Source organism: Croceivirga thetidis (genome assembly GCF_012272815.1).
GTDB classification, from domain to species: Bacteria; Bacteroidota; Bacteroidia; order Flavobacteriales; family Flavobacteriaceae; genus Croceivirga; species Croceivirga thetidis.
In genome coordinates, this window is the sequence record NZ_JAAWWL010000002.1 from 438,618 (window position 1) to 463,731 (window position 25,114).

The 25,114-nt window shown below is 38.3% G+C and carries 25 protein-coding genes; 14 read left to right on the forward strand and 11 right to left on the reverse strand.

All coding sequences use genetic code 11. From position 1 onward, the window contains the following. Window positions 1-28: 28 nt before the first annotated feature. The 7 genes from HCU67_RS16730 to HCU67_RS09685 all read left to right on the forward strand — a co-directional run bounded on the left by HCU67_RS16730 (window position 29) and on the right by HCU67_RS09685 (window position 9,717). Window positions 29-157: a hypothetical protein gene (locus tag HCU67_RS16730; RefSeq protein ID WP_282597827.1), complete on the forward strand. Its 129-nt coding sequence runs from the start codon at window positions 29-31 to the stop codon at window positions 155-157. 47 nt (window positions 158-204) lie between these two features. After that, a complete protein-coding gene (gene ychF / locus HCU67_RS09660; protein ID WP_168552424.1) occupies window positions 205-1,299 on the forward strand; it encodes a redox-regulated ATPase YchF in 1,095 nt (364 codons plus the stop codon). Between the two features lie 67 nt (window positions 1,300-1,366). Further along, on the forward strand, window positions 1,367-2,272 hold the full coding sequence (locus HCU67_RS09665) for a DMT family transporter (RefSeq protein ID WP_168552425.1): 906 nt from the start codon (window positions 1,367-1,369) through the stop codon (window positions 2,270-2,272). 85 nt (window positions 2,273-2,357) lie between these two features. Continuing rightward, a complete protein-coding gene (locus tag HCU67_RS09670; protein WP_168552426.1) occupies window positions 2,358-3,917 on the forward strand; it encodes a fibronectin type III domain-containing protein in 1,560 nt (519 codons plus the stop codon). 278 nt (window positions 3,918-4,195) lie between these two features. Continuing rightward, window positions 4,196-6,049, forward strand: a complete 1,854-nt coding sequence (locus HCU67_RS09675; RefSeq protein ID WP_168552427.1) for a DNA topoisomerase IV subunit B — start codon at window positions 4,196-4,198, stop codon at window positions 6,047-6,049. Between the two features lie 21 nt (window positions 6,050-6,070). Next, complete coding sequence (locus tag HCU67_RS09680; protein ID WP_168552428.1) at window positions 6,071-8,698, forward strand: DNA gyrase/topoisomerase IV subunit A; 2,628 nt, start codon at window positions 6,071-6,073, stop codon at window positions 8,696-8,698. A 62-nt stretch (window positions 8,699-8,760) separates the two neighbouring features. Next, the gene (locus HCU67_RS09685; protein WP_168552429.1) at window positions 8,761-9,717 is read left to right on the forward strand and encodes a sterol desaturase family protein; all 957 of its coding nucleotides are present in this window, start codon (window positions 8,761-8,763) and stop codon (window positions 9,715-9,717) included. Here HCU67_RS09685 and HCU67_RS09690 read toward each other — a convergent pair whose 3' ends face one another. From HCU67_RS09690 to HCU67_RS09700, 3 genes are read right to left on the reverse strand one after another with little or no spacing between them, the layout of a single operon-like run. Next, window positions 9,718-10,530: a TerC family protein gene (locus tag HCU67_RS09690; RefSeq protein ID WP_168552430.1), complete on the reverse strand. Its 813-nt coding sequence runs from the start codon at window positions 10,528-10,530 to the stop codon at window positions 9,718-9,720. Between the two features lie 2 nt (window positions 10,531-10,532). After that, on the reverse strand, window positions 10,533-10,955 hold the full coding sequence (locus HCU67_RS09695) for a DNA topoisomerase IV (RefSeq protein WP_246865752.1): 423 nt from the start codon (window positions 10,953-10,955) through the stop codon (window positions 10,533-10,535). Next, window positions 10,924-11,325 carry a helix-turn-helix domain-containing protein gene (locus HCU67_RS09700; RefSeq protein ID WP_168552432.1) on the reverse strand — a complete coding sequence of 134 codons (402 nt, stop codon included), beginning with the start codon at window positions 11,323-11,325 and terminating at the stop codon, window positions 10,924-10,926. Before HCU67_RS09700 ends, HCU67_RS09695 begins: the two co-directional genes overlap by 32 nt. A 321-nt stretch (window positions 11,326-11,646) precedes the next feature. Here HCU67_RS09700 and HCU67_RS09705 point away from each other — a divergent pair, with 321 nt between their 5' ends. Next, window positions 11,647-12,126 (forward strand): Lrp/AsnC family transcriptional regulator, encoded by a 480-nt coding sequence (locus tag HCU67_RS09705; RefSeq protein WP_168552433.1) that lies wholly within the window; start codon window positions 11,647-11,649, stop codon window positions 12,124-12,126. Window positions 12,127-12,137: 11 nt separating this feature from the next. After that, window positions 12,138-12,656, forward strand: coding sequence for a DinB family protein (locus HCU67_RS09710; RefSeq protein WP_168552434.1), 519 nt, complete (start codon window positions 12,138-12,140; stop codon window positions 12,654-12,656). 8 nt (window positions 12,657-12,664) lie between these two features. Here the strand turns inward: HCU67_RS09710 and HCU67_RS09715 are convergent, their stop codons facing one another. Then, complete coding sequence (locus HCU67_RS09715) at window positions 12,665-12,979, reverse strand: hypothetical protein (protein WP_246865753.1); 315 nt, start codon at window positions 12,977-12,979, stop codon at window positions 12,665-12,667. A gap of 92 nt (window positions 12,980-13,071) precedes the next feature. Continuing rightward, window positions 13,072-14,112 (reverse strand): 3-dehydroquinate synthase, encoded by a 1,041-nt coding sequence (gene aroB, locus HCU67_RS09720; RefSeq protein WP_168552435.1) that lies wholly within the window; start codon window positions 14,110-14,112, stop codon window positions 13,072-13,074. A 95-nt stretch (window positions 14,113-14,207) separates the two neighbouring features. On the opposite strand from aroB, the gene HCU67_RS09725 reads away from it, so the two are divergent. After that, window positions 14,208-15,374, forward strand: a complete 1,167-nt coding sequence (locus HCU67_RS09725; protein ID WP_168552436.1) for a proline dehydrogenase family protein — start codon at window positions 14,208-14,210, stop codon at window positions 15,372-15,374. On the opposite strand, the gene HCU67_RS09730 is transcribed toward HCU67_RS09725, so the two are convergent. The 6 genes from HCU67_RS09730 to porX all read right to left on the reverse strand — a co-directional run bounded on the left by HCU67_RS09730 (window position 15,371) and on the right by porX (window position 20,567). Further along, entirely contained in the window at window positions 15,371-15,718 is a 348-nt protein-coding gene (locus tag HCU67_RS09730) for a DUF4258 domain-containing protein (protein ID WP_168552437.1), read from the reverse strand. The genes HCU67_RS09725 and HCU67_RS09730 overlap by 4 nt on opposite strands. A gap of 6 nt (window positions 15,719-15,724) precedes the next feature. Beyond that, window positions 15,725-16,924 (reverse strand): alanine dehydrogenase, encoded by a 1,200-nt coding sequence (locus tag HCU67_RS09735; protein WP_168552438.1) that lies wholly within the window; start codon window positions 16,922-16,924, stop codon window positions 15,725-15,727. A 30-nt stretch (window positions 16,925-16,954) separates the two neighbouring features. Further along, the gene (locus tag HCU67_RS09740) at window positions 16,955-17,491 is read right to left on the reverse strand and encodes a hypothetical protein (protein ID WP_168552439.1); all 537 of its coding nucleotides are present in this window, start codon (window positions 17,489-17,491) and stop codon (window positions 16,955-16,957) included. Window positions 17,492-17,583: 92 nt separating this feature from the next. Further along, window positions 17,584-17,715, reverse strand: a complete 132-nt coding sequence (locus tag HCU67_RS16735) for a hypothetical protein (protein ID WP_282597828.1) — start codon at window positions 17,713-17,715, stop codon at window positions 17,584-17,586. 165 nt (window positions 17,716-17,880) lie between these two features. Further along, window positions 17,881-18,321: a tRNA (adenosine(37)-N6)-threonylcarbamoyltransferase complex ATPase subunit type 1 TsaE gene (tsaE, locus tag HCU67_RS09745; RefSeq protein WP_168552440.1), complete on the reverse strand. Its 441-nt coding sequence runs from the start codon at window positions 18,319-18,321 to the stop codon at window positions 17,881-17,883. Window positions 18,322-19,022: 701 nt separating this feature from the next. Next, on the reverse strand, window positions 19,023-20,567 hold the full coding sequence (porX, locus tag HCU67_RS09750) for a T9SS response regulator signal transducer PorX (protein WP_168552441.1): 1,545 nt from the start codon (window positions 20,565-20,567) through the stop codon (window positions 19,023-19,025). Between the two features lie 62 nt (window positions 20,568-20,629). Here porX and HCU67_RS09755 point away from each other — a divergent pair, with 62 nt between their 5' ends. The 4 genes from HCU67_RS09755 to lpxA are packed head-to-tail and all read left to right on the forward strand — an operon-like array spanning window position 20,630 to window position 25,113. Then, a complete protein-coding gene (locus HCU67_RS09755) occupies window positions 20,630-21,856 on the forward strand; it encodes an HD domain-containing protein (RefSeq protein WP_168552442.1) in 1,227 nt (408 codons plus the stop codon). 45 nt (window positions 21,857-21,901) lie between these two features. After that, on the forward strand, window positions 21,902-22,915 hold the full coding sequence (lpxD, locus tag HCU67_RS09760; protein WP_168552443.1) for a UDP-3-O-(3-hydroxymyristoyl)glucosamine N-acyltransferase: 1,014 nt from the start codon (window positions 21,902-21,904) through the stop codon (window positions 22,913-22,915). A gap of 2 nt (window positions 22,916-22,917) precedes the next feature. Beyond that, entirely contained in the window at window positions 22,918-24,324 is a 1,407-nt protein-coding gene (locus HCU67_RS09765; protein WP_428047048.1) for a bifunctional UDP-3-O-[3-hydroxymyristoyl] N-acetylglucosamine deacetylase/3-hydroxyacyl-ACP dehydratase, read from the forward strand. A gap of 3 nt (window positions 24,325-24,327) precedes the next feature. Next, window positions 24,328-25,113, forward strand: a complete 786-nt coding sequence (gene lpxA / locus HCU67_RS09770; RefSeq protein ID WP_168552444.1) for an acyl-ACP--UDP-N-acetylglucosamine O-acyltransferase — start codon at window positions 24,328-24,330, stop codon at window positions 25,111-25,113. The last annotated feature ends 1 nt before the right edge of the window (window position 25,114 follow it).

The following is a 25,114-nucleotide window of genomic DNA, read 5'->3' on the forward strand; positions in this document are numbered from 1 at the left end:
CATTTTATTGTTCAGTATCTTGCCGCGCATGTCTGAGAAAGAAAAGGAATATAGTGGTATTTGGATGAAGGTGGGTTGTTTTCTATCTACATTGGTCATTTTGGCCATTCTTTTTATAATAGGATATATCACCTATTCTATGTTCAATCGATTATAGTTAAGTTTCCATTCTTCGAACTATCTTTGCTGCCTTAAATTTTATACATGAAAGCTGGAATCGTAGGTCTTCCCAATGTTGGTAAATCAACGCTTTTTAATTGTTTGTCCAATGCCAAGGCGCAAAGCGCCAATTTTCCATTCTGCACTATTGAACCCAATATTGGTGTGGTCAATGTACCCGATACCCGATTGGAAAAGTTAGAGGAATTGGTTAATCCGCAACAAGTAATTCCGGCAACCGTAGAAATAGTTGATATTGCCGGTTTGGTTAAAGGGGCGAGCAAGGGTGAAGGACTGGGAAATCAGTTTTTAGGAAACATTCGTGAAACTGATGCCATTTTACATGTTTTGCGGTGTTTTGATAATGATAATGTGGTACATGTAGATGGTTCGGTTGACCCGATTAGAGATAAAGAGACCATTGATATTGAATTGCAGCTTAAGGACCTGGAAAGCGTTGAAAAAAAGTTGGATAAGGTTGGCCGTGCAGCCAAGACAGGAAATAAGGATGCCCAAAAGGAAGCGGCAGTGCTGCAAGCATTGAAATCGGGCTTGGAAAGTGGTTTGTCAGTACGAGGTATAGAAGTAAGTGAGAATGATAGAATTGATTTCGTGAAACCTTTGCAGCTGATAACCGATAAGCCGGTAATGTATGTTTGTAATGTTGATGAAGCTGCTGCGGTTGACGGTAATGCCTATGTTGAAAAAGTAAAAGAAGCCGTTAAGGATGAAAATGCAGAGGTAATATACTTAGCTGTTGGCACGGAAGCCGATATTAATGAATTGGATTCCTACGAAGAGCGCCAACTTTTCTTGGAAGATCTAGGACTTTCAGAACCAGGATCTGCAAAATTGATTCGAGGAGCTTATAAGCTTTTGAACCTTGAGACCTATTTTACAGCAGGAGAAAAAGAAGTTCGGGCATGGACCATAAAAAAGGGAGCCACTGCACCTCAAGCTGCTGGAGTGATACATACCGATTTCGAAAAAGGGTTTATTCGTGCAGAGGTTATTGCCTACCAAGATTATACTTCCTTTGGGAGCGAAGCCAAGGTCAAAGAAGCTGGTAAAATGCGCGTGGAAGGAAAGGAATATGTGGTAAAAGATGGTGATGTCATGCATTTTAGGTTCAATGTTTAGTTGTTGACCATCATACTTTCCGAAGGTTGCAGTAATTCTTATTCTGCAATTGCCATAGCTTTACTTCATGAGCGACAATAAGCTTTTGGGCGGATTGGGAATCCTTTTTGGTATTGTTGGGGTCATTATGCACTCCTCCAAGGCTGTAATCGTGAAGCTTGTTTATGAGTACGATGTGGATACCTTGGAATTGCTACTCTTTAGAATGCTTTTTTCAGCACCTTTCTATCTATTGATACTGGTTTTTTCAAAAGGTGAGAAAAGAAAAGATGCTATTTCCGGTATTGATTACGTTTGGGTTTTTCTTTTCGGTCTTTTAGGGTATTATCTCGCAAGCTATTTTGACTTTTTAGGCCTTAATTATTTAAAGGCAGGCTTGGAACGTATCATTCTCTTCATATATCCTACCATTGTTGTGTTCCTTGGCTGGTTGGTATTTAGAACCAAAATCACAAAAGTCCAGGCGATTGCCATTGCAATTACCTATTTGGGTGTTTTAGTGACATTTTGGAGTGAGGTTGAAATATCTGGTGATAAAACCTTATTGGGAGCTTTTTGGATTTTGCTTTGCGCTATTACCTATGCGGCCTATTTGGTTGGTAGTGGTTGGTTGATTCCAAAATTTGGAACATTACGGTTTACATGTATCGCCATGCTTTCTTCTACTGTTTGTGTTTTGGCGCATTATGTGATAGCTGGGGATTGGGATTTATTTCATTTTCCTCTTGCAGTTTATGGTTATATACTACTAATGGCGGTGGTGGCAACGATCGTTCCTTCGTTCTTGGTTTCGGAGTCGATTAAGCGATTGGGGGCTTCAAATTTCTCTATACTTGGCAGCATAGGGCCTGTGACCACAATCTTATTAGCATATATATTTATCGATGAACGCTTGAGTGCAATACAGCTTTTTGGAATGGCTATTGTAATATTTGGTGTGACCTACCTGTCAATCAAGGGTAAGAAGAAATAAAAAGAATAAAACCTTTATGGAGAAGCTCATTTTTTAAAAGTTGAGATAATTAACTTTGAAATTTATATAACACTAACCAATTCAAATGAAACACTTCTTATTTTCATTAGTACTAATAGTTATAATAACTGGTTGCTCCAGTTCTGAATCTCCGGAAGAAATGGAGGTTATTATCAATCTTCCAAGTTTAACAACCAATTTGGCAACTGAAATAACCGAAAATTCAGTCACTGTTGGGGGCAATATAACAAGTGACGGGGGGGCAAGTGTAACCGAAAGGGGTGTAGTCTGGAGCACTAGAGCAAATCCGACGACTTCAAATAACAAACAGACGGTAGGAAACGGAACCGGAAGCTTTTCAACTTCGATTGTCGATTTGGATTCGAATACGAATTATTTTATAAGAGCCTATGCCATCAATTCAGAAGGTACGGCATACGGCAGTCAACAACAGTTTACCACTCTTGAGCCTGAGCCTGTTCAAAAAATATTTGACGGAGATGTTATTTTAACCTCACAACAACAAGTGGATGATTTTGGGGCTGAGGGCTACACGGAAATTACTGGGAATTTAGAAATTTTAGATGGTGTTCCCGCTGACTTAACAAATTTATTGGCATTAAATGGATTAAAAACTATTGGTGGAGATATTAGAATTGGGTCAAACCGTATTTTGATGAATCTAAACGGGCTAGAAACTTTAATGGAATTCGCAGGAGAACTTACAATAGAAAGCAATAGTATTTTGAATAATATTGAAGGTCTTCAAGGTATTTCCGGTAATCTATCTATAATTCGAATAGACAATAACCCGGAGTTAAAAAGCTTGTCTAGTCTTAATGGTGTTAGCTCTTTAAAAGAGTTATTAATCCTTGGGAATACAGGTATTGAGGAAATAGATTTCCCAAATCTTGAATTTGTAGAGGGAGCCGTAATATTTAGTAATAATGATGGCCTTGTTAGATTAGGTGGCTTTAATAGCTTAATCTCAATTGGTTTTCTAAATATCGAAGCAAATGATCAACTAACTGAAATCACTGGTTTTAATTCGCTTATAGAAAATGATATTAACGGCATATTTATCGGTCTTAATGAAAGTTTAAATTCAATTTCTGGTTTCGAATCTTTTGAAACTTTGAGGGGTAGTTTGACTATAACCACAAACACTGCTCTTATAGAAATTAATTTTGCCAATAATCTTAAATCAATAAGTAATTTACTTGTAATAGACGGAAATTCAATGCTAAATAGTATTTCTGGCTTTACTAATCTTGAGTCTGTTGAAGAGATACTAATCAATTCTAACTTCAGTTTGCAAACCATAGAAGGTTTCGAATCATTAGTGAATCTCGACAAATTAACTTTTAGATTTAATTCAAACCTTTTAACGGTAATCGAATTTCCAAATCTGGAACGAATAAATGAAATTGAAATCTCCGGAAATGGTGACTTAAGTAATTTAGATTTTATGTCAAGTGTAACCGAATATACAGGTGAATTTTTAAATATCACTGATAACGTTAGCCTAGTCGATTTCTGTGGTTTAAATGAAATTATTTCATCAGGATGGGACGGGGAATATAACGTATCGGGAAATAGCTTTAATCCACTTTTACAAGATTTACGAAATGGCAATTGTAATTAAGAAATTAATTACATTATCTCCGATTTAATGGAGTGTTTACCTTGTCTTCATAATAATATGGGGACTAAATCCTAATTTAAGAGCGTTAAAGTGCGATTCAGTTATTTGCAATGTTTAGCGTAATATTTGGTATAATCTAATTCTCACTTAAAAGGAATAAGTCCTCTTAGAAATACATATCAACAACTTTTTGACCTTAATTGTTGATTACTTTCTTACTGGTACATTTCGATTTTTATGCCATAATTCTATATTAGACGGGCTAATCCCACGATTTTATGGCATCATCCACAAAGTATACTGAAGATAATATACGTTCACTCGATTGGAAGGAGCATATTCGGATGCGTCCAGGGATGTATATTGGTAAACTTGGTGACGGTTCTTCTGCAGATGACGGTATTTATATTCTCTTAAAAGAGGTTATCGATAACTGTATCGATGAATTTGTGATGGGGGCCGGTAAGACAATTGAAATCAAAATAGATGAGAGCACTGTTTCTGTAAGGGACTATGGCCGTGGTATTCCTTTGGGTAAAGTTGTAGATGTTGTTTCAAAAATGAATACCGGTGGTAAATACGACACTAGGGCATTCAAAAAATCAGTTGGACTAAATGGAGTAGGAACCAAGGCTGTAAATGCGCTATCCACAACTTTTAAGGTGCAGTCCACGAGAGATGGACAAACCAAGACCGCCGAATTCGAAACGGGAAATTTGGTCAATGAAGAATTGGCGGATTCTTCAAAGCGACGAGGTACCTTGGTTAGCTTTATACCAGACGGTACAATATTCAAGAAATACAAATACCGAAACGAGTATGTAGAACGCATGCTCAAAAACTATGTTTACCTCAATCCAGGATTGACCATTGTTTTTAATGGCGAGAAATACCATTCTGAAAACGGGTTGAAGGATTTGTTGGAAGACAACAACAATCAAGAGGATTTTCTTTATCCGATAATTCACCTTAAAGGAAATGATATCGAAGTTGCGCTCACCCATAGTCGAACTCAATACAGTGAAGAGTATCATTCATTTGTGAATGGGCAGCACACCACCCAAGGAGGTACCCATCAAGCTGCCTTCAGAGAAGCCATTGTAAAGACTTTACGCGAGCATTACAATAAAAATTATGATGCTTCAGATATCAGAAAATCAATTATTTCTGCCATTTCAATTAAAGTAATGGAGCCGGTCTTCGAAAGTCAGACCAAAACCAAGTTGGGTAGTACCGATATGGGCGGTGAATTGCCAACTGTTCGTACCTATATTAACGATTTTGTCGGAAAGTATTTAGATAATTTTCTTCATAAGAATCCAACGACCGCAGAAGCCATACAAAAGAAAATCGTACAGGCCGAAAAAGAACGAAAAGAACTTTCGGGAATACGTAAGCTAGCTAGGGAACGAGCTAAAAAGGCAAGTCTGCACAATAAAAAATTGCGTGATTGCCGTGTCCACTTGCAGGACATGAAAAAAGACCGAAGGTTGGAAACAACGCTGTTTATAACAGAAGGGGATTCGGCCTCTGGGTCAATCACCAAATCAAGGGATGTAAATACGCAAGCCGTTTTCAGTTTACGGGGAAAACCCTTGAACTCCTATGGCATGAGCAAAAAAATCGTCTATGAGAATGAAGAATTCAATCTGTTGCAAGCTGCCTTGAACATTGAAGATTCATTAGAGGACCTTAGATACAACAATATCGTCATTGCAACTGATGCGGACGTTGACGGCATGCACATTCGACTGCTCTTGATAACCTTCTTTCTTCAATTTTTTCCTGAACTCATAAAAGAGAACCATCTGTATATTTTGCAAACTCCTTTATTTAGGGTCAGAAATAAGAAGGAAACGATTTATTGTTATTCAGAAGAGGAGCGAAGAGCTGCAATCGAAAAACTATCTGGCAAACCTGAGATTACCAGGTTTAAGGGGTTAGGTGAAATTTCGCCAGATGAGTTCAAGCACTTTATAGGTGATGATATTAGATTGGAACCTGTGATGCTCGACAAGGCAATGTCAATTGACCAATTGCTCCAATTTTACATGGGTAAAAATACACCTGACCGTCAAAAATTCATAATTAACAACTTGAAAGTAGAACTTGATTTAGTTGATGAAAACTAATTGAAAGTGAGAAAGGTATAAATGGAAGAGAACGAAGAATTGAACAACGATTTTTCTAACGAAGAGCAGGCTTCAGGTGATACGCTGACCAAGGTTACCGGCATGTACAAAGACTGGTTTCTTGACTACGCATCTTATGTGATTTTGGAACGTGCCGTCCCAGCTATTGAAGATGGTTTTAAGCCCGTGCAACGCAGAATCATGCATTCGCTAAAAGAATTGGATGATGGCAGGTACAATAAAGTTGCCAACGTTGTCGGCCATACAATGCAATACCACCCGCATGGGGATGCAAGTATTGGGGATGCCATGGTTCAAATAGGGCAGAAGGACCTTTTAATAGATACACAAGGGAACTGGGGAAATATTTTAACTGGTGATAGTGCGGCCGCGTCCAGATATATTGAGGCTAGGCTCTCGAAGTTCGCCTTGGATGTGGTATTCAGCCCGAAAATCACGGACTGGCAGTTATCGTATGACGGCCGAAAAAAAGAACCAATTAATCTTCCTGTAAAATTTCCGCTACTATTGGCTCAAGGAGCAGAGGGTATTGCAGTCGGTCTTTCCACAAAAATTCTTCCTCACAATTTTAACGAATTAATAGACGCATCAATAAAACACCTCAAAGGGAAGCGTTTTTCTATTTTCCCCGACTTTCCAACAGCCGGAATTATAGATGTCAGCAACTATAATGATGGAATGCGTGGTGGAAAAATAAGAGTTCGAGCAAAGATTGAATCTTTTGATAAAAATACACTGGTAATTAGGGAGATACCATACGGAACAAACACCTCAAGTTTAATCGATTCGATCCTAAAAGCCAACGATAAAGGCAAGATTAAGGTTAAAAAAATCGAAGATAATACTGCGGCAGAAGTTGAGATACTCGTTCATATACCAAGTGGTATTTCTCCGGACAAAACCATTGATGCCCTTTATGCTTTTACTGCCTGCGAATCTTCAATATCACCTTTGGGTTGTATAATAGAAGATAACAAGCCAGTTTTTCTGGGCGTAACGGAAATGTTGCAGCGGTCAACTGATAATACGGTTGAATTACTAAAGCAAGAACTTGAAATTCAGCTCGATGAATTGGAAGAGCAATGGCACTTTGCCAGTCTTGAGCGCATATTTATTGAAAACAGGATTTATCGGGATATTGAGGAGGAGGAAACCTGGGAAGGTGTTATCGCTGCCATCGACAAAGGATTAAAGCCACATACCAAGCATTTAAAGCGAGAAGTAACTGTTGATGACATTACCAAACTCACAGAAATACGAATCAAACGAATTTCAAAATTTGATTTAGATAAGGCTAAGCAATATATTGAAGGACTGGAAGATAGAATTTCAGAAACAAAAGGATATTTGGCGAACCTTATTGAATTCGCTATCGACTACTTCAAAGAATTGAAGAAGAAATACGGGAAAGGAAGAGAGCGGAAATCAGAGATTCGAATATTCGATGATATAGAAGCCACAAAGGTTGTAATTCGAAACACAAAACTCTATGTAAATCGTGAAGAAGGTTTTGTGGGTACTTCTTTGCGAAAAGACGAATATGTTACAGACTGCAGTGACATTGATGATATTATCGTTTTTACCAAGAATGGCGAAATGATGGTAACGAAAGTGGATAGCAAGACTTTTGTAGGAAAGAATATTTTACATGTAGCCGTATTCAAGAAAAAGGATAAGCGCACTACCTACAATATGATATACAAAGAAGGTAGGGGCGGTCCGAGTTATATCAAACGTTTTAATGTTACTAGTATCACGCGAGACAAATTGTATGATTTGACCACGGGAAAAGCGAGCTCAGACGTACTTTATTTTTCTGCGAATCCCAATGGCGAAGCTGAAGTGGTTGCTGTACATTTAAGGCAATCGGGCAGTATCAAAAAACTAAAATGGGATTTGGACTTTGCCGATGTACTTATAAAAGGTCGTGCCTCTAAGGGTAATATTGTAACCAAATATGCCGTAAAAAGAATTGAACTTAAAGAGAAAGGCTTAAGTACCTTGAAACCTCGTAAGATTTGGTTTGATGATGTTGTGCAGCGACTTAATGTTGATGGGAGGGGTGAGTTGTTAGGTGATTTTAGGGCAGAAGATCAATTATTGGTGGTCAATCAACGGGGGTTTGTCAAGGTTATTCCTCCGGAAATGAACACCCATTTTGATGACGACTTGATTGTGCTTGAAAAATGGAATCCGCAGAAGCCCATATCTGTTGTCTATTATGATGGGGATAAAGAACGTTATTATATCAAGCGTTTTCTAATAGAGAATTCCAATAAGGAGGAATTGGTGATTTCGGAACATGGTAAATCACAGCTGGAAATCATAAGTACGGAATGGCGGCCGGTTTTCGAAGTAGAATTCGCAAAACCTAGGGGCAAAGAGGCGAAACCCAACCTAAGTGTTGATGTCGAAGATTTTATCTCAGTAAAGGGAATCAAAGCTTTGGGCAATCAATTAACCAGTCTAAAAGTTAAGAATATCAATCAACTTGACCCCTTGCCTTATGAGGAGCCAAAACAACAGGTAGCAAACGAAATTGAAGTTGTGGACGAGGAATCGATTGATTCAACCAATAGTGAAATCAAATCAAATGATGACGATTCTGAGCAGCCCACCTTGTTTTAATGCAATATGAAACTTATTTTCACGCTTTAACTATAACTAACCGCTTATTCTAATTCAATTCTATGGACTTTACCAACCCGCTGGTTTACGGCGTACCAGTGTTTATTGCCTTTATTCTATTCGAACTTACGTATAGTAAAACACATGGTGATGACCATCTTTATGAATGGAAAGATTTAGCAGCGAGCGGATTTATGGGTGTTGGTTCTGCGCTACTTGGCCCATTGTTCAAGGTGATTTTTGCCATTGTACTATTTGAAGGCGTTTATGAGCTTTGCAATCCAATGGTTGGTGATGTGCGGCAAAATTTCTTGGGCTTTGAGTCTTTTGGCTATGCCTGGTATGTTTGGTTGCTTTGCATGTTAGCAGATGATTTCACTTATTATTGGTTCCATCGCGCAAATCACGAGATTAGAATTTTATGGGCTGCGCATATTGTTCATCATTCTTCGGATAATTTCAATTTGGGGACTGCTGTGCGGAACGGGTGGTTTACTATTTTATACAAGCCTCTTTTCTATATGTGGATGCCGGCAATTGGATTCCCGCCAGAAATGGTTCTAGTCTGCCTAGGAATAGAAGCGTTATGGCAATTTCAACTTCACTCGGTATATGTGCCAAAACTTGGGTTTTTGGAAAAATTTCTAAACACACATACGATGCACCAGGTACATCATTCACAAAATGTGGAATATCTTGATAAGAACCATGGTGGTATACTGAACATTTTCGATAAAATATTTGGAACATGGAAAGAGCTAGAAGATGAGATTGATGTAAAATACGGCGTAATCCATTCCCCAGAATCGTATAATCCGATTGTAATCCTTACACACGAGTTCAAGGATATTTGGGCCGATGTAAAGAAAGTGGATAAATTATCCCACAAACTAATGTACATTTTTGGCCCTCCTGGCTGGAGCCACGATGGGAGTACGATGACGGTCAAGCAACAACAAGCACAGTTTCAGAAGCACAAAGAACTTCAACCAGAACTTGCGTTTGAGCGACCTAACTAGTTACTCTTCAATAATTTCAGAATTTTTATTTTTGTTCTTCTTCATTCGTAAGTCGAAGAATTCTACCATTAGGGAAAAGGCAATGGTAAAGTAAAGATAGCCTTTAGGGATAGTCCCAACCTCATTGTCAAAAACTACCAGATGGGATAAGTGGGCCGCTTCTGCTATCAACATAAATCCAATCAGGATAAGAAAGGATAATCCGAGCACTTGAATCGATGGGTGACGGTTTACGAACTCGCCCACAGGATTTGCGAAAAGCAACATTATTACAACAGAGGTCACAACCGCAATTATCATTAAAATCAGTGCATCATTCGGATTCGGGGAGATACCGTTGGTCATACCAATGGCGGTAAGGATGGAATCAAAAGAAAATACAATATTAATTATCGTAATCTGAACTATAGCGTTTGTTAGTGAAGATGACCTTCCTTTCTTAACTTCGCGCTCGTCATGACCTTTATCTTCAATTTTTTCATGGATTTCCTTGGTGCTTTTGTAAAGCAAGAAAAGTCCACCTAGAAATAGTATTAGGGCTTGCCAACTAATTCCACCATGAATCCAACTTTCATTAAGTACCAGAAATGGTTTTTTTAAGGATATCAACCATGTAATCCCAAATAAGAGAACAATACGCATGGCCATAGCCAACACCAATCCAAGGTTTGTTGCTTTTCTTCTGTCTTTTTTCTCGAGCTTGCCAGCCGCAATTGAAATAAAAATAATGTTGTCAATACCCAGCACTATCTCAAGAAAGGTCAGTGTCAATAGTGCCATCCAGGCATCTGGGTTGGTCAAAATGTCAAACATGGTTAGTTAGTTTTAATTGCGGTTCCCCTCAGTTTTTCGGATTCGCCGACAATGTTGAATTCAAATGTATAAGAACTATCAGTTGTTGTCAATATTTTAATATGTACCGGTCTTTTCTCTTGTGCCGATTTTGGATTTATAGTGGTCAAAATATACTCGCAATCATTAATCCAACGTACCGTAGCAGAATCGGTTTTGCCATTAAATTCCTCAATTTGAAGATTGGTGGTTCTTGAAAACAACGTAGTTTGCTCAGCGCCATCAATTTTTTGAGAAAAGGAAAAGGAGCCTGTTCTAAAGTCTGTACAATTTCTATCAGGTGCCTCCGCACAAGCGCCAAATAGTAATACCGAAATTAGAAGCAACTTTAATTGTTTCATACTGCCAAAATAATCAATTTGGACCGTAGGTTTCGAAACTTCCATCCTCAAAAAAGAAGACAATTCTTTTAATGGCCTTTTTGACGGAATCATTTTTTAATTTAACAGGAGTTGTCGATTTGGGTAAATCAGCAACTACATCCATTATAGGCTCCTTTTTAATTGTAGGGGAGGGAAGGGCCGCTTCTTGTTTTGGCTCCTCAGTCTTAGCAGGAAAGGTACCCTTACCATTGAGCAACCAATAGAGATTAATTTCTGGATAGGTTTTTATCAATTTCAAAACAAAATCCAAACTGGGCTTATTTCGTCCAGTTAACAAATGTGAAATGCTGGACCGAGGCACCCCGATGGAGTCAGCAAGGATTGAAGGAGTAAGCGAGTAGTAGGACATTACAGTCTTGAGTCTTTCAAGCATGATTTACAAATGTAATTTACAAAAGTAAAATTACGTATTATTGTTTAATTGAGTGTCATAACTTCACTAATCATGATGACTTAACCACCTTCTTTATGATATTATGTTATTGTATTGTAGTAGATTAAAACCATGTGGTAAAGTAATACTTTCAATATAATGCATTCTGAATGCACATATTGAATTTAGTTGCCCAGGCTACAAGATTTAAGGTAAGTATTCTTAGTTTACAAATGTAAATAATTGATGATTTTTTATTAATTTGGGCTTTTTATTACATATTTTGTTTTTAGTACTTAAATTTGCTGAAAATAATTAGCCATGAGCAAAGTAAAGCTAGACGAAATAGATCACCAGATTCTTGATATGTTGATAGACAATACAAGAACACCTTTCACTGACATTGCAAAAAAATTGTTGATATCGGCAGGAACAGTTCATGTTAGGGTTAAGAAGATGGAGGAAGCAGGGATTATCAAAGGATCATCTTTGACACTTGATTATGTCAAACTGGGCTATTCGTTCATTGCTTATGTTGGAATTTTCTTAGAAAAGACTCACCAAACTAAGTTTGTCTTGGAGCGTTTAAACCAGATTCCATATGTTACCGTGGCCCATATTACAACTGGTAAATTCAATATTTTCTGCAAAATTCGAGCACGAGATACGACTCACGCCAAGAATATCATTTTCAAGATTGATGATATTGACGGTATCAGCAGAACAGAAACCATGATTTCACTTGAAGAAAGCATCAATGATAAAAAGCGGTTGATGCATACCATATTCAACGAATTATAGTCTATAACCAAATGAGGGCTTCTGAAGTAGGGGAAGGTGAATACAATCCCTATTACAAAGGTTATATCGCTGCTGCTGGAGATGGTAATTTGCTCGATTTACTGAAGGAGGGTGTTGCTTCTTTCATAGATTTCATAGAATCCATACCTGAAGACCGACTTAATTATCGCTATCAAGATTCGAAATGGACAGTAGCAGAGGTTTTGGTACACCTTTTTGATGCCGAACGCGTTTTTCAATATCGAGCACTGCGATTTGCAAGAAATGATAACACCCCTTTAACTGGATTTGAACAAGACGACTATGTACCAGCATCTGAGGCTTCTAAACGAAGTAAAGCATCCTTGATTTCTGAATATCAATCAATAAGGGAAAGTACACTTACTCTTTTTGAAACTTTTGATTCAGAAAAACTTAAACGATCAGGGCAAGCTAGTGGTAGTAATATGTCTGTACGGGCTTTGGGTTTTGTGATTGTAGGCCATCAAAATCACCATCAGCAAATACTTAAAGAACGCTACCTTGTGTAAACTTTGGCCTAGTCCAAATCTACATCTTCTTCGACGGCTTCTTCAACAACAACATCACCTTCAGTTTCCATTTCTGATTTACCGTTGGCCATTTCCTTTTCAATGGTCTCCTCGAAATTTGCAATGAAAGAAGAAAGACTTTTGCTGATTTTTACGAGGTAGATGGTTTCTGTAGTTCGCAATTCTACAGCCTCAATAATTTCACCGTTTGGTTTTTTCAGTATGATAATATCATCATCGCCATATCCATGCGGATAAGAATCAATAAGTAGGGCGGCAATTTGGTTATCTAACTTTTTGTAATCAATTATTACGCGTTTCATAGTAGGTCGTTTTGATTTGTTACCCTAAACTATGAATTTTTAAGAACCATTTACGCAAAGAGTTGTGAAACCCGAATATTTAGTAGGCGTACTTATCTATCCATGTAGTAAGAAAAGGCCTCTTGTATTTCCTTTTCAGAAACTTTACAATCAATAACCGCATTTCCGATTTCTCGCAGCAACACAAAATTTATATTGCCATGGGTGTTCTTTTTATCATGTTTCATTAAATCAATGAAAATAGGAATCTCATCCTTCTCAAAATCGATTTTATCAAAGTGTGCTGAAACAACTTTATTGATTTCATCAAGGCTTACTTTAGAGAGGCCACTTACCTTATGAGACAGATAGCCTTCAAGAATCATCCCTGCAGCTATGGCTTCACCGTGTAATAGGGTTGGTTTTGTGAGATGTTCAAGATAGTATGATTCAATTGCATGGCCCAATGTGTGGCCAAAATTCAATTTTTTACGGACTCCCATCTCATAGGGGTCTTGTTCTACAATGCCAACCTTCACCTGGCTTGATGCTTCAATGTCATCTGCGTCAATCTCCAATTGCTTTTGCTTCAAAGTCTCCCAATGCGCGTGTTTTGCAATTAACCCATGCTTAAGCATTTCGGCATACCCGCTAACGAATTGTCGCTTTTCCAAAGTTTCCAAAAATGTTTGAAGAATCAACACCAACTTGGGTTGTGTAATGGTGCCGATTTGATTTTTTAAAACGCCAAAATCAATTCCAGTCTTGCCACCTATTGCAGCATCAACCATAGATAGCAGGGTAGTGGGTACGTTTACAAAATCCATACCCCTTTTGAAGGTTGATGCAGTAAAACCTCCAAGATCTGTGACCACACCTCCCCCTAGATTAATTAAAAGCGATTTTCTGTCACAACCAAAATCTGCCAGACTTTGCCATACCATATTGCAGGTTGTGATATTTTTATGTTCCTCGCCTGGTTTTATTGTAATTATACCGTCAATAGTGAAAGGAGTTCTTTCCATAAATTTATCCAAGCATTTTTCGTGCGTGTTTTCATCTACTAGCACAATTATTTTGGAATAATTACCATTCTGCACCAGCTGATTTAAAGATGCTGTACCTAAGGTTTCAAAATAGACGTTTTTCTGCATTACAAATTCTAAAAACGGTTGTCAAAATAACTACAAATTTGAGAAATCGATAGTGTCAACCGATTTATCTTTGCATTCTTGAGAAATTCAAAATAATGGAAAAGATTTTTGAGGATACGGCAACGGCATTTGCCTTAAAAAGCGATTCCGAATTGGAACGCGCCTATTTTCTGTTCAAATTAATTGCCAATGAACCTTTGGTGAAAATTGGGACCGCTGTGACAAATTTTGCCATTAATGCCCATTTGCCGGTAGAAGGACTGATTCGCGCCACCGTGTTCGATCATTTTTGTGGTGGTGTTACCGAAGAAGACTGTCTTCCCGTCATTGACAAAATTTACGAGAAAAAAGTACACTCCATTCTTGATTATTCAGTTGAAGGAAAAAAAATTGAAAACCAGTTGGATAGTGCCCTGGCAAAAATTCTTAGGGTTTTGGATTTCGTTAAAGAAAAAGATGCCATACCCTTTGCAGTCTTTAAGCCTACAGCCTTTGCCAGATTTGGACTTTTAGAAAAGAAGGGAAAGGGAGAAAGCCTGTCTGAAGATGAGAACGCCGAATGGGGCAGGGTAATTAATAGATATGAGCAGGTTTGCCAAAAAGCGTACGATTTGGATGTTTCACTATTGATTGATGCCGAGGAAAGTTGGATTCAAGATGCTGCAGACGAGCTGTGCTTGCAGATGATGCGTAAATACAATAAGCAACGAGCAGTGGTTTTCAATACTGCACAGATGTACCGTTGGGATAGATTGGATTTCCTCAAGAATCTCGGAACCATTGCAGCAGCTGAAAATTTTAAGGTGGGTATCAAAGCAGTTCGTGGGGCCTATATGGAAAAGGAAAATGACCGCGCCAAAGAATTAAGATATAAAACCCCAATTTGTTCGTCGAAAAAAGAAACCGATGTCAATTTTGATGCAGCGATTAGGTATATGTTAGACAACCTTGAAGTATTCACAATCTTTGCAGGAACCCATAATGAAGAAAGTTCGTATTTGTTGATGCAATTGATGCAGGATAAAAACATTCCTGTCAATGATTCACGTATTTGGTTTGGCCAATTATTTGGTATGAGCGACCATATAAGCTTTAATCTTGGGGAACGTGGCTACAACGTTGCAAAGTATTTACCCTATGGCCCTGTACGTGACGTAATGCCCTATCTTATTCGAAGGGCAGAGGAGAATACCTCCGTTGCCGGTCAAACAACCCGTGAATTGGATTTGCTGAAAAAAGAAAAGAAGCGGCGTAAAATCTAATAGTGCAGCTTAAGTACCTCTGAACTGTCTTTGCAGTTTTTAATTTCGAGGCTAGTCGATTCGTAATCAATCCAATAGGTGTTGCATGTCTCGGAAGAAGTATCACTTTTGGAGAAATCGATATTACCCTCATTTAGCATAGTCTTAATAAGTGTGGAATCCTTTTCAAAAGCGTCAAAGTTCAACGGTTTGTTTCGAATGTCTTTTAATACGCGACAATTGGGTAGGTAGCAAAAATCCACACCTTCACCACCTGACTTTTTCTTTAGGAAGAACACCAAAAATATGATTCCAATGGAAAAACCGATAAGGTACCAGCCCAAACGTTTGAAAAATCCAGCCATCAGGAATTAAAAAATAAGAAAGTTGATATCATTATACGAAAGGCCAAACCAATCACCTACCGATTTGTTGGTGAGTATGCCATGGTACATATAAAGTCCATTGCGCAAACCTTTATCAAAGCGAAGCGAATGTTCAAGCCCACCGTCTTCGCCGATTTTCAATAGATAGGGGGTAAAGATGTTGCTAATTGATATGGAGGAGGTTCTCGGGTATCGCGACGGTATATTTGGAACACCGTAATGGATAACCCCATATTTTTCTACGGTTGGCTTGTCATGTGAAGTCACTTCGGTGGTTTCAAAACAGCCACCCATATCAATGCTTACATCAATAATAACTGCGCCTTTTTTCATGTGTTCTACCATGGTACTCGAAACCAGAACTGGTGATCTGTCTTGTCCGCGCACCGCACCAATGGCTACATCGCACCGCTTTAATGCTTTTAAAAGGTTCTTTGGTTGAACAGTTGAAGTGTATACCGTTCTGTTCAAATTCGTTTGGATTTTTCGAAGCTTGGTCAACGAATTATCAAAAACTTTAATGTTGGCTCCGAGCCCCAAAGCCGACCGCGCAGCAAATTCACCAACGGTTCCGGCTCCTATAATTACCACTTCAACAGGGGGAACACCGCTTATGTTACCAAACATCAACCCATTGCCTTGATTGGTGGCAGCCATTAATTCAGCCGCAATTAGAATTGATGATATACCCGCAATTTCACTCAACGAACGCACAGCCGGATATTTGCCATCATCATCGCGAATGTATTCAAAAGCGATGGCGGTAATGCGTTTTTGAGCCAATAGCTCAAAGTATTTTTTTGATTGTGTTTTTATCTGCAAGGCAGAAATAACAATGGTCTGCGGATTGATGTTTTCAATTTCGGCCAGGGTAGGGGGTTCTACCTTTAAGATTATTGGACAGGAATACACTTTTTTGGTATCGCGGGAAATTTCCCCACCCGCATCAATATAGTCTTTGTCAGAGTAGTTGGCACCTTCTCCGGCTCCTGATTCAATTAAAACGCGATGCCCATTGGCTGTGAGTGCGTTAACGGCATCAGGGGTTAGACAGATGCGTTTTTCAGTTCGTTGGTTTTCCTTTGGCAAGCCGATAAAAAGTTCCCCTTTTCGTTTTTCTAATTCTAGGGTTTCTTCTTGGGGTAGTAATTGCTGTTTGCTAAACGGTGAGGTTGGTTGGCTCATGCAGTGGCTAATCTTATGCGCTACTCAAAGTTACATCTTTTTCTCCAGCTCTTCTTTGCGCTTTTCTAGCTTGGCCCATTCTTCTCGCAGTTCTTCTTTTTCTTTGAGCAATTTTAATTCATCATCCATGGCCTTCAAGTCAATGCCATGAACATATTTATCAACCAATTTTAGACGAATAAAATATACAATTGGAGCAATTACCATGGTTACGCCAATTACGTACATTATTTCATTCTCATCTATGGTATCGGTATCTCTAAATGCCTGTACGCATTGAAAAGCGAACATTGCCATAGGTATTAATATAACATGGTACCACCAATCTTTACAAGTAAGAAACCAAACTAACAATAATGTAAAAGGCACAAATTTTATTAAAATAAACCAAAGATTCGAACGTGCATCAGGGAAGCCGTTCGGAGTAATTTCAATAAATAAAAAGTCAATACTCGAAGTGTCTGGTGCGGTATACTTGTAAGAGTAAAATACCAAAGGGGAAAGTGCTATTATCAAAGAAATCAATCCCTCGGTTAATAAACGAATTCTAACAGGTTTTTTACTCATATGGATTGATAACTTCTTTAAGTTAGAATTATTGCAAAAAAAACCCTCTAATTTCTTAGAGGGCATTTACCAAAAAAAAGAGGTAAGTATTGTTACATTTTAACAATCTTTTTCTTTACCTCTGTTTTGACTTGGTCATCAAGATCAACAACAGTTGTAGATACAACTGTCATGGCAAGAAAACCAATGGCCATTAGGCCAGCTAATAACTTTTTAGTGTTCATCGTACTAAAAATTTTGGTTAATAAATGAATTCATTCAAGAACAAACTTAACCAAAAAAAGTGTAGTACGTCGATAAAATTTGCATTTTAACGACAATAGGGAACTTTTAATCGATTTTCATAGTTGTTCTCACTCAAATGTAGGAAATAACACCTTAACGAAAATTTAAGGAATTTGTAATTCGACAAAACGTTTGGTTTTATCGTCTAAGTGTTGGATTTTATCGACGAAATACATATTTAACATTATCGAATCAGGTGGAATTAGGCTCGAAATCTTCTCTGGCCACTCGATAAACAACCATTTATTGGAAGCGATATAGTCTTCAAAGCCCATATCTAAGGCTTCGAGTTCATTTTCTATCCTGTAAAAGTCAAAATGATACCCTAAAAGGGCGTTCTCCTTATCAACATATTCATTAACCAAGCCAAAAGTAGGACTGCTGCCCGAATCTATGGCACCCAATTCTTTGATTATAGCTTTGATTAAGGTCGTTTTCCCCACACCCATAGGGCCGTTAAAGCATAAAACAGCAGGGGTTTTAATTAATTGAAGAATTTCTCTGGCTACATCTTCTACCTCCTTAAGAGCAAACTGAACTTTCATTAATTATTTTGCTTCCAAAACTACAAAAGGAATTAGCATTATCTTCTAAATCATCCTCACGTCCTTACAATGTAAAGTGGCGCGATTGAAATTCTGTTTGTGTCTATAAAATTTATCCATCTTGAGAAATTTTTATATGAAACATTTGAGTTAAATGGAATATCAGAAGCTAAAGGAGGACCTAAATTTCCTCTACCTAAATCCTTAAGAATCCTTGGTTCCCTTATATAAGAAAATAAATAAAAATTAAAGGTATGATGTTCCTCTTTACCCGAACAAAATGATTAATACTTATAATTAGGAAAAATTGTAATTTAGTTGAACGTGATAAGAGCAAACGATTATAGGAACTTATGAACCAGAACAAATTGCCTTTTCATGCCTTGTTTTGGCTTTTTTTTTACTGCTTTCTTTGCAGGAAATTATTTAAGCCAAGAGTAAATCGGTTTAAAGCTAAAATCTCAGATTAATAAAATTATATGGAATCAGAAAAGTCAAGTATTTTGGGCAAGTATACGCTTTATATGGTACTACTAGGTATTTTGGTCTATTTATTTTCCAGTTTTGGATTGGAATTAGGGAGAGACTTATTCAACGCATTGAATTGAATTATAGCTCCCTTTTTATTTAAAAAAATTCCTATTCAAGATTAATCGTTCTTACAATACGACTATTCAGTACATTTTTCAATCTACTCAACTTCATTTTGCTTCCAAAATTACAAAAGGAATAATCATTTCTTCCAAACTAACCCCGCCGTGTTGATACGTATTGCGGTAATAGCTTACATAATGATTGTAATTGTTGGGGTAAGCAAAGAACATGTCGTTTTTGGCAAAAATAAATGAACTGCTCACATTAATATTCGGTAGCTGTATTTTCTTTGGTTCTTTGGCCGCAAGAACTTCCTTGTCCTCATAGGTTAAACTACGACCAGTTTTATAGCGCAAGTTTAAACTGGTTTCACGATCACCAATGACCTTTGAAGGTTGTTTCACGTTAATGGTACCGTGATCGGTGGTGATAATTAGCTTCATACCCATGTTCTGGGCTTGCTGAATAATGTCCAATAAAGGAGAGTTCTTAAACCAGCTCAAGGTTAATGAGCGGTAGGCTTTATCGTTACTGGCCAATTCTTTAATAACTTCCATTTCCGTTTTGGAGTGGGAGAGCATATCCACAAAATTGTAAACTAAGACCGTTAGGTCATTATCCTTTTGCGAACCAAAATTCTGTACCAACTGTTTTCCTTGTCTTTGACTGCTGATTTTATGGTACTCCCATTTTAGGTTAAGCCCAAGTCTTTTCAACTGTGCGCCCAAAAATTCTGCTTCGAACAAATTCTTACCGCCTTCATCAGTATCATTTTTCCACCAGTTGGGATGTTGTTTTTCCATTTCCAATGGTGTAAGGCCCGAGAATATGGCGTTTCGGGCATATTGGGTTGCCGTAGGTAGAATACTGAAATAGGGTACCTCATTAATCCTTTTGTAGTGATTGGTAACTACATCTTCAAAAGCCAACCATTGGTCATAGCGTAGATTATCAATGACTACCAATAGGGTCTTGTTGCCTTTTAATTCTGGCTTAATCAAATTTTTGAAGAGGGTATGCGACATTATTGGCCCTTCATCATCCGCGAACCAATCGCGGTAGTTTTTATCTACAAACTTGCTGAATTGACTATTGGCCTCCACCTTTTGCGACTCTAAAATCTCGAACATGCTTAAATCTTCGATTTGCTCCAGCTCTAATTCCCAAAAAATCAATTTTTGATAAAGTTCGGCCCATTCTTCAAAACTATTGACCATGGCCAGGTCCATAGCTATTTTGCGAAACTCTTGCTGGTAATTCGCCGTGGTTCGCTCTGAGACCAAACGCGAGTGGTCCAAACTTTTCTTTAGCGAAAGTAAGATTTGATTTGGATTGACCGGCTTTATCAAATAATCGGCAATCTTACTGCCAATGGCCTCATCCATTATGTATTCTTCCTCACTTTTGGTAATCATGACAACCGGTAATGTGGTGTCAATCAATTTTATTTCCTGTAGTGTTTCCAATCCGCTTATTCCCGGCATGTTTTCATCCAAAAACACAATATCAAATGTGTTTGAACGAATTTCTTCAAGGGCGTCTTGGCCACTTTGGGCAGTAACTACCTGGTAATTTTTCTTTTCTAGAAATAAAATATGGGGTTTGAGCAAATCAATCTCATCATCGACCCATAATATGGAGAGCTTTTTCATCTTCGTAATCGTGTTATCTTTGCGTCGATTTGGTCGTTTCAAGACCCACTAAAAGTAAGACCTTGTCGTCAACCAACCGGCTTAAAATATTTAACGATCCCATCTATGGTTTTATTGGCATACCCAATGAACTGATTTACAATCTTCTCGAACACCCTTATTTTCAGAGACTTCGGCGTATTTCACAAATGGGATTGTCGTACTTGGTTTATCCAGGCGCCCACCATACTCGTTTTCATCACGCTTTAGGCAGTATGCACTTGATGCGTGAGGCTATTTCACAATTGCGTTTTAAGAAAATTGAAATAACAGCAACTGAAGAACAAGGCCTTTTAGCGGCGATTTTGTTGCATGACATTGGCCATGGTCCATTTTCCCATGCCTTGGAAGGGCAATTGGTTCAAGGGGTTAGCCATGAAGCTTTATCCTTGTCCTTTATGAAGGAGCTAAACAATGAAATGGGTGGTCGGCTTGATATGGCAATTTCAATCTTCCAAGGAACGCATCCCAAAAAGTTTCTAAATCAGTTGGTCTCCAGTCAACTTGATATGGATCGGTTGGATTATCTGAAGCGAGACAGTTTCTTCACTGGAGTTACCGAAGGTAATATTAGCTCACAACGGCTATTGTCAATGCTGAATGTGGCTCAAGGTGAATTGGTTGTCGAAGAAAAGGGAATTTATTCAGTCGAGAAATTCTTAATGGCCAGACGTTTTATGTATTGGCAAGTGTATTTGCACAAAACGAGTTTGGTAGCCGAACTTTTGTTGACAACAGTCATAAAAAGGGCGAAGGTACTTTTGGCCAATGGAATGGATTTAGAAGGAAGTAAAACCCTACTTCATTTTCTTTCGAAAAAAGAGAATTCAGTTTTTGCAACAGCCGACTTGAATGCTTTTTCATCCTTGGATGATTATGATATTATTTCCGCTTTAAAAGCATGGCAGGGTACTAATGATAATGTGCTTTCCAAGCTCTCCCAAATGTTATTAAACCGTGATTTGCCAAAAATTAAATTGAAGAATAGCCCAATAAGTGATGACAAACTGGGGGAGGTCGCCGATAAACTTAAGGAATGCTTTGGCCTTACAGAATCAGAGTTGTCTTACTTTTTATATCATGGCGAGGTAAGTAATAGAGCGTACAATCTGAAATCGCAAAACATCAATATTCTTAGGAAAAACGGAAAAATTACCGATGTGGCCAAAGCATCGGACCATCTAAACCTCAAAGCTTTGGCAAAAAGGGTGACCAAATATTATTTGGCCTACCCAACTGTAGAGGCCTAATGCCAGCGTTTAGGTTTAGCGAAAATGCTTACTTTTGCCGAAATTATGAAGTTTACGGCCACTCAAATTGCGGGTATTTTAGAAGGGGAAATTGACGGAAATCCAACCGCAGCTGTTCATAAACTATCAAAGATTGAAGAAGGCGAAAAAGGTTCGATAACCTTTCTCGCCAATCCGAAATACACTTCGTATATCTACTCTACAAAGGCTTCAATAACTATCGTAAATAAGGATTTTATTCCTGAACAGGATATTAGTACAACCCTAATTAAAGTAGACGACGCCTATAAATCGTTTTCGAGGTTATTAGAATATTACAATCAAGTCAAGAACAATAAGGTAGGCATCGAAAACCCTTCATTTGTTTCAGAATCGGCCAATTACGGAGATGGTTTTTACCTGGGTGCCTTTTCCTATTTAGGGGATAATGTGACCATTGGTAATAATGTAAAAATTTATCCCAATGTTTACATCGGAGACAATGTTTCAATTGCGGACAATGTTTTGATTTTTGCAGGGGCCAAGATTTATTCTGAATCCGTAATAGGTCAGGGTTGTGTTATTCATAGTGGAGCGATTATAGGTGCCGATGGTTTTGGTTTTACACCAAATGAAGAAGGTGAATACAGCAAGGTTCCACAAACCGGTAACGTAATTCTTGAAGCTAACGTAGATGTTGGGGCAGGCACTACGATTGATAGAGCCACTTTGGGTTCGACCATTTTACGAAAAGGGGTTAAACTCGACAATCAGATTCAAATCGCACATAACGTAGAAATAGGCGAGCATACTGCAATAGCAGCCCAAACCGGTATTGCCGGTTCAACTAAAATTGGAAAAAATTGTCTTATAGGCGGCCAAGTGGGAATTGTAGGTCATATAACAATAGGTGACCGCGTAAAAATTCAAGCGCAATCCGGTATAGGACGAAATGTAAAAGATGATGAAGTATTACAAGGTAGTCCAGCCTTAAATTACGGGGATTACAATAAATCTTACGTGTACTTTAAAAATCTCCCCAAATTAGAATCACGAATTTCTAAGTTAGAAAAAGAATAGTTGTGACAGCAACCGATAACAAACAAAAAACGATTCAAAAAAAAGTGACGTTAAAAGGTGTAGGTCTTCATACGGGCCACAACGTCACCATGTCTTTTTTGCCAGCGCCTCCTAATCATGGTTTCGCTTTTAAACGCGTTGATTTAGAGGGTGAGCCTATAATAGAAGCTGATGCAAACTACGTTGTCAATACCCAACGGGGCACTAACCTTGAAAAAAACGGGGTTAAGATTCAAACATCAGAACACGTTTTGGCCGCTTTGGTTGGTATGGATTTGGATAACGTGCTGATTGAACTAGATGCGCCCGAGCCTCCTATAATGGATGGTTCATCAAAATATTTTGTTGAAGCCCTAGAAAAGGTTGGTGTTGAAGACCAAGATGAGTTTCGCGAAGAATATGTGATTAAGGATGTTATTTCCTATAAAGATGAAGCTAGTGGTAGTGAGATTACTGTAATACCAGCTGAATCTTACCAGGTTACCACAATGGTGGATTTTGGAACCAAAGTTTTGGGAACCCAAAATGCAACACTTGATAATTTGGCTGACTTTAAGGAGGAGATTTCGAGTGCGCGAACCTTCAGTTTTTTACATGAATTGGAAATGCTGTTGGAGCACGGTCTAATTAAAGGCGGTGACTTGAACAACGCCATTGTTTATGTAGATAAGGAAATCTCAGCCGACACCCAGAAAAAGCTTGAAAAGGCCTTCAATAAAGAAAAGCTTTCCGTAAAGCCCAATGGTATTCTAGATAACCTGACCTTGCATCACCCTAACGAGGCTGCAAGACACAAATTATTGGATGTTATAGGCGATTTGGCACTTTCTGGAACCCGTATTCGCGGTAAGGTAATTGCGAATAAGCCTGGACATTTTGTGAATACGCAATTCGCCAAAAAGCTTCAAAAGATAATCAAGCAGGAACGAAGAAATTATGTTCCCCAAGTAGACCTTCATGCACCTCCGGTAAAGGATATCAACCAAATTATGGATATGCTGCCGCATAGACCCCCATTTTTACTGGTTGATAAGATTTTGGAGCTCTCCGAAGAACATGTTATTGGTATTAAGAACGTGACCATGAACGAACCATTTTTCGTAGGTCACTTTCCTGGAGCGCCTGTAATGCCTGGGGTTCTTCAGATTGAGGCCATGGCTCAAACTGGTGGTATTTTAGTTCTTAGTACGGTCCCTGACCCTGAAAACTATCTTACCTATCTTTTGAAAATTGATAATGTACGATACAAACATCAAGTGGTCCCGGGTGATACCTTAATCTTTAAGTTGGACTTAATGAGTCCGATTCGACGTGGAATTTGTCAAATGCAGGCTAGGGCATATGCCAATGGTAAATTGGTTTCAGAGGCGGAAATCATGGCCCAGATTACTAAAGTAAAAGGGAATTAGAAGATGAATCAACCATTAGCATACGTTCACCCTGGAGCTAAAATCGCTAAGAATGTGGTTATAGAACCATTTACAACCATTCACAATAACGTGACTATTGGTGAAGGTTCTTGGATAGGTTCCAACGTTACCATTATGGAAGGGGCAAGAATAGGAAAGAACTGTAATATTTTTCCTGGGTCAGTAATATCAGCCATGCCACAAGACTTAAAGTACCAAGGCGAAGAAACTACTGTTCATATAGGTAATAATACCACTATAAGAGAATGTGCGACTATAAATAAGGGTACTTCCGATAGAATGAAAACGGTAATTGGTAATAACTGCCTAATTATGGCGTATTCCCATATTGCTCATGATTGTTTGGTTGGAGACGGATGTATTTTTAGTAACAACTCAACACTTGCTGGTCATGTGACCATTGGAGAGAATGTTGTTTTGGCAGGAATGGTTGCGGTACACCAGTTTGTATCGGTCGGTCGGCATGCCTTTGTAACAGGTGGTTCTTTGGTACGTAAAGATGTTCCACCTTTCGTGAAAGCGGCCCGTGAACCGCTTTCTTATGTAGGAATTAATTCGGTCGGCCTTAGAAGAAGGGGCTTTGATTCACCTAAAATTCGAGAAATACAGAATATTTATCGTATTCTGTATCAAAATAATTACAACAATTCCCAGGCTGCAGAAATCATCGAAGCTGAGATGGAGGCGACTCCTGAACGCGATGAAATTCTCCAATTTATACGAGATTCGCAGCGAGGTATTATGAAAGGATATTTTAGTTCAAATTAAT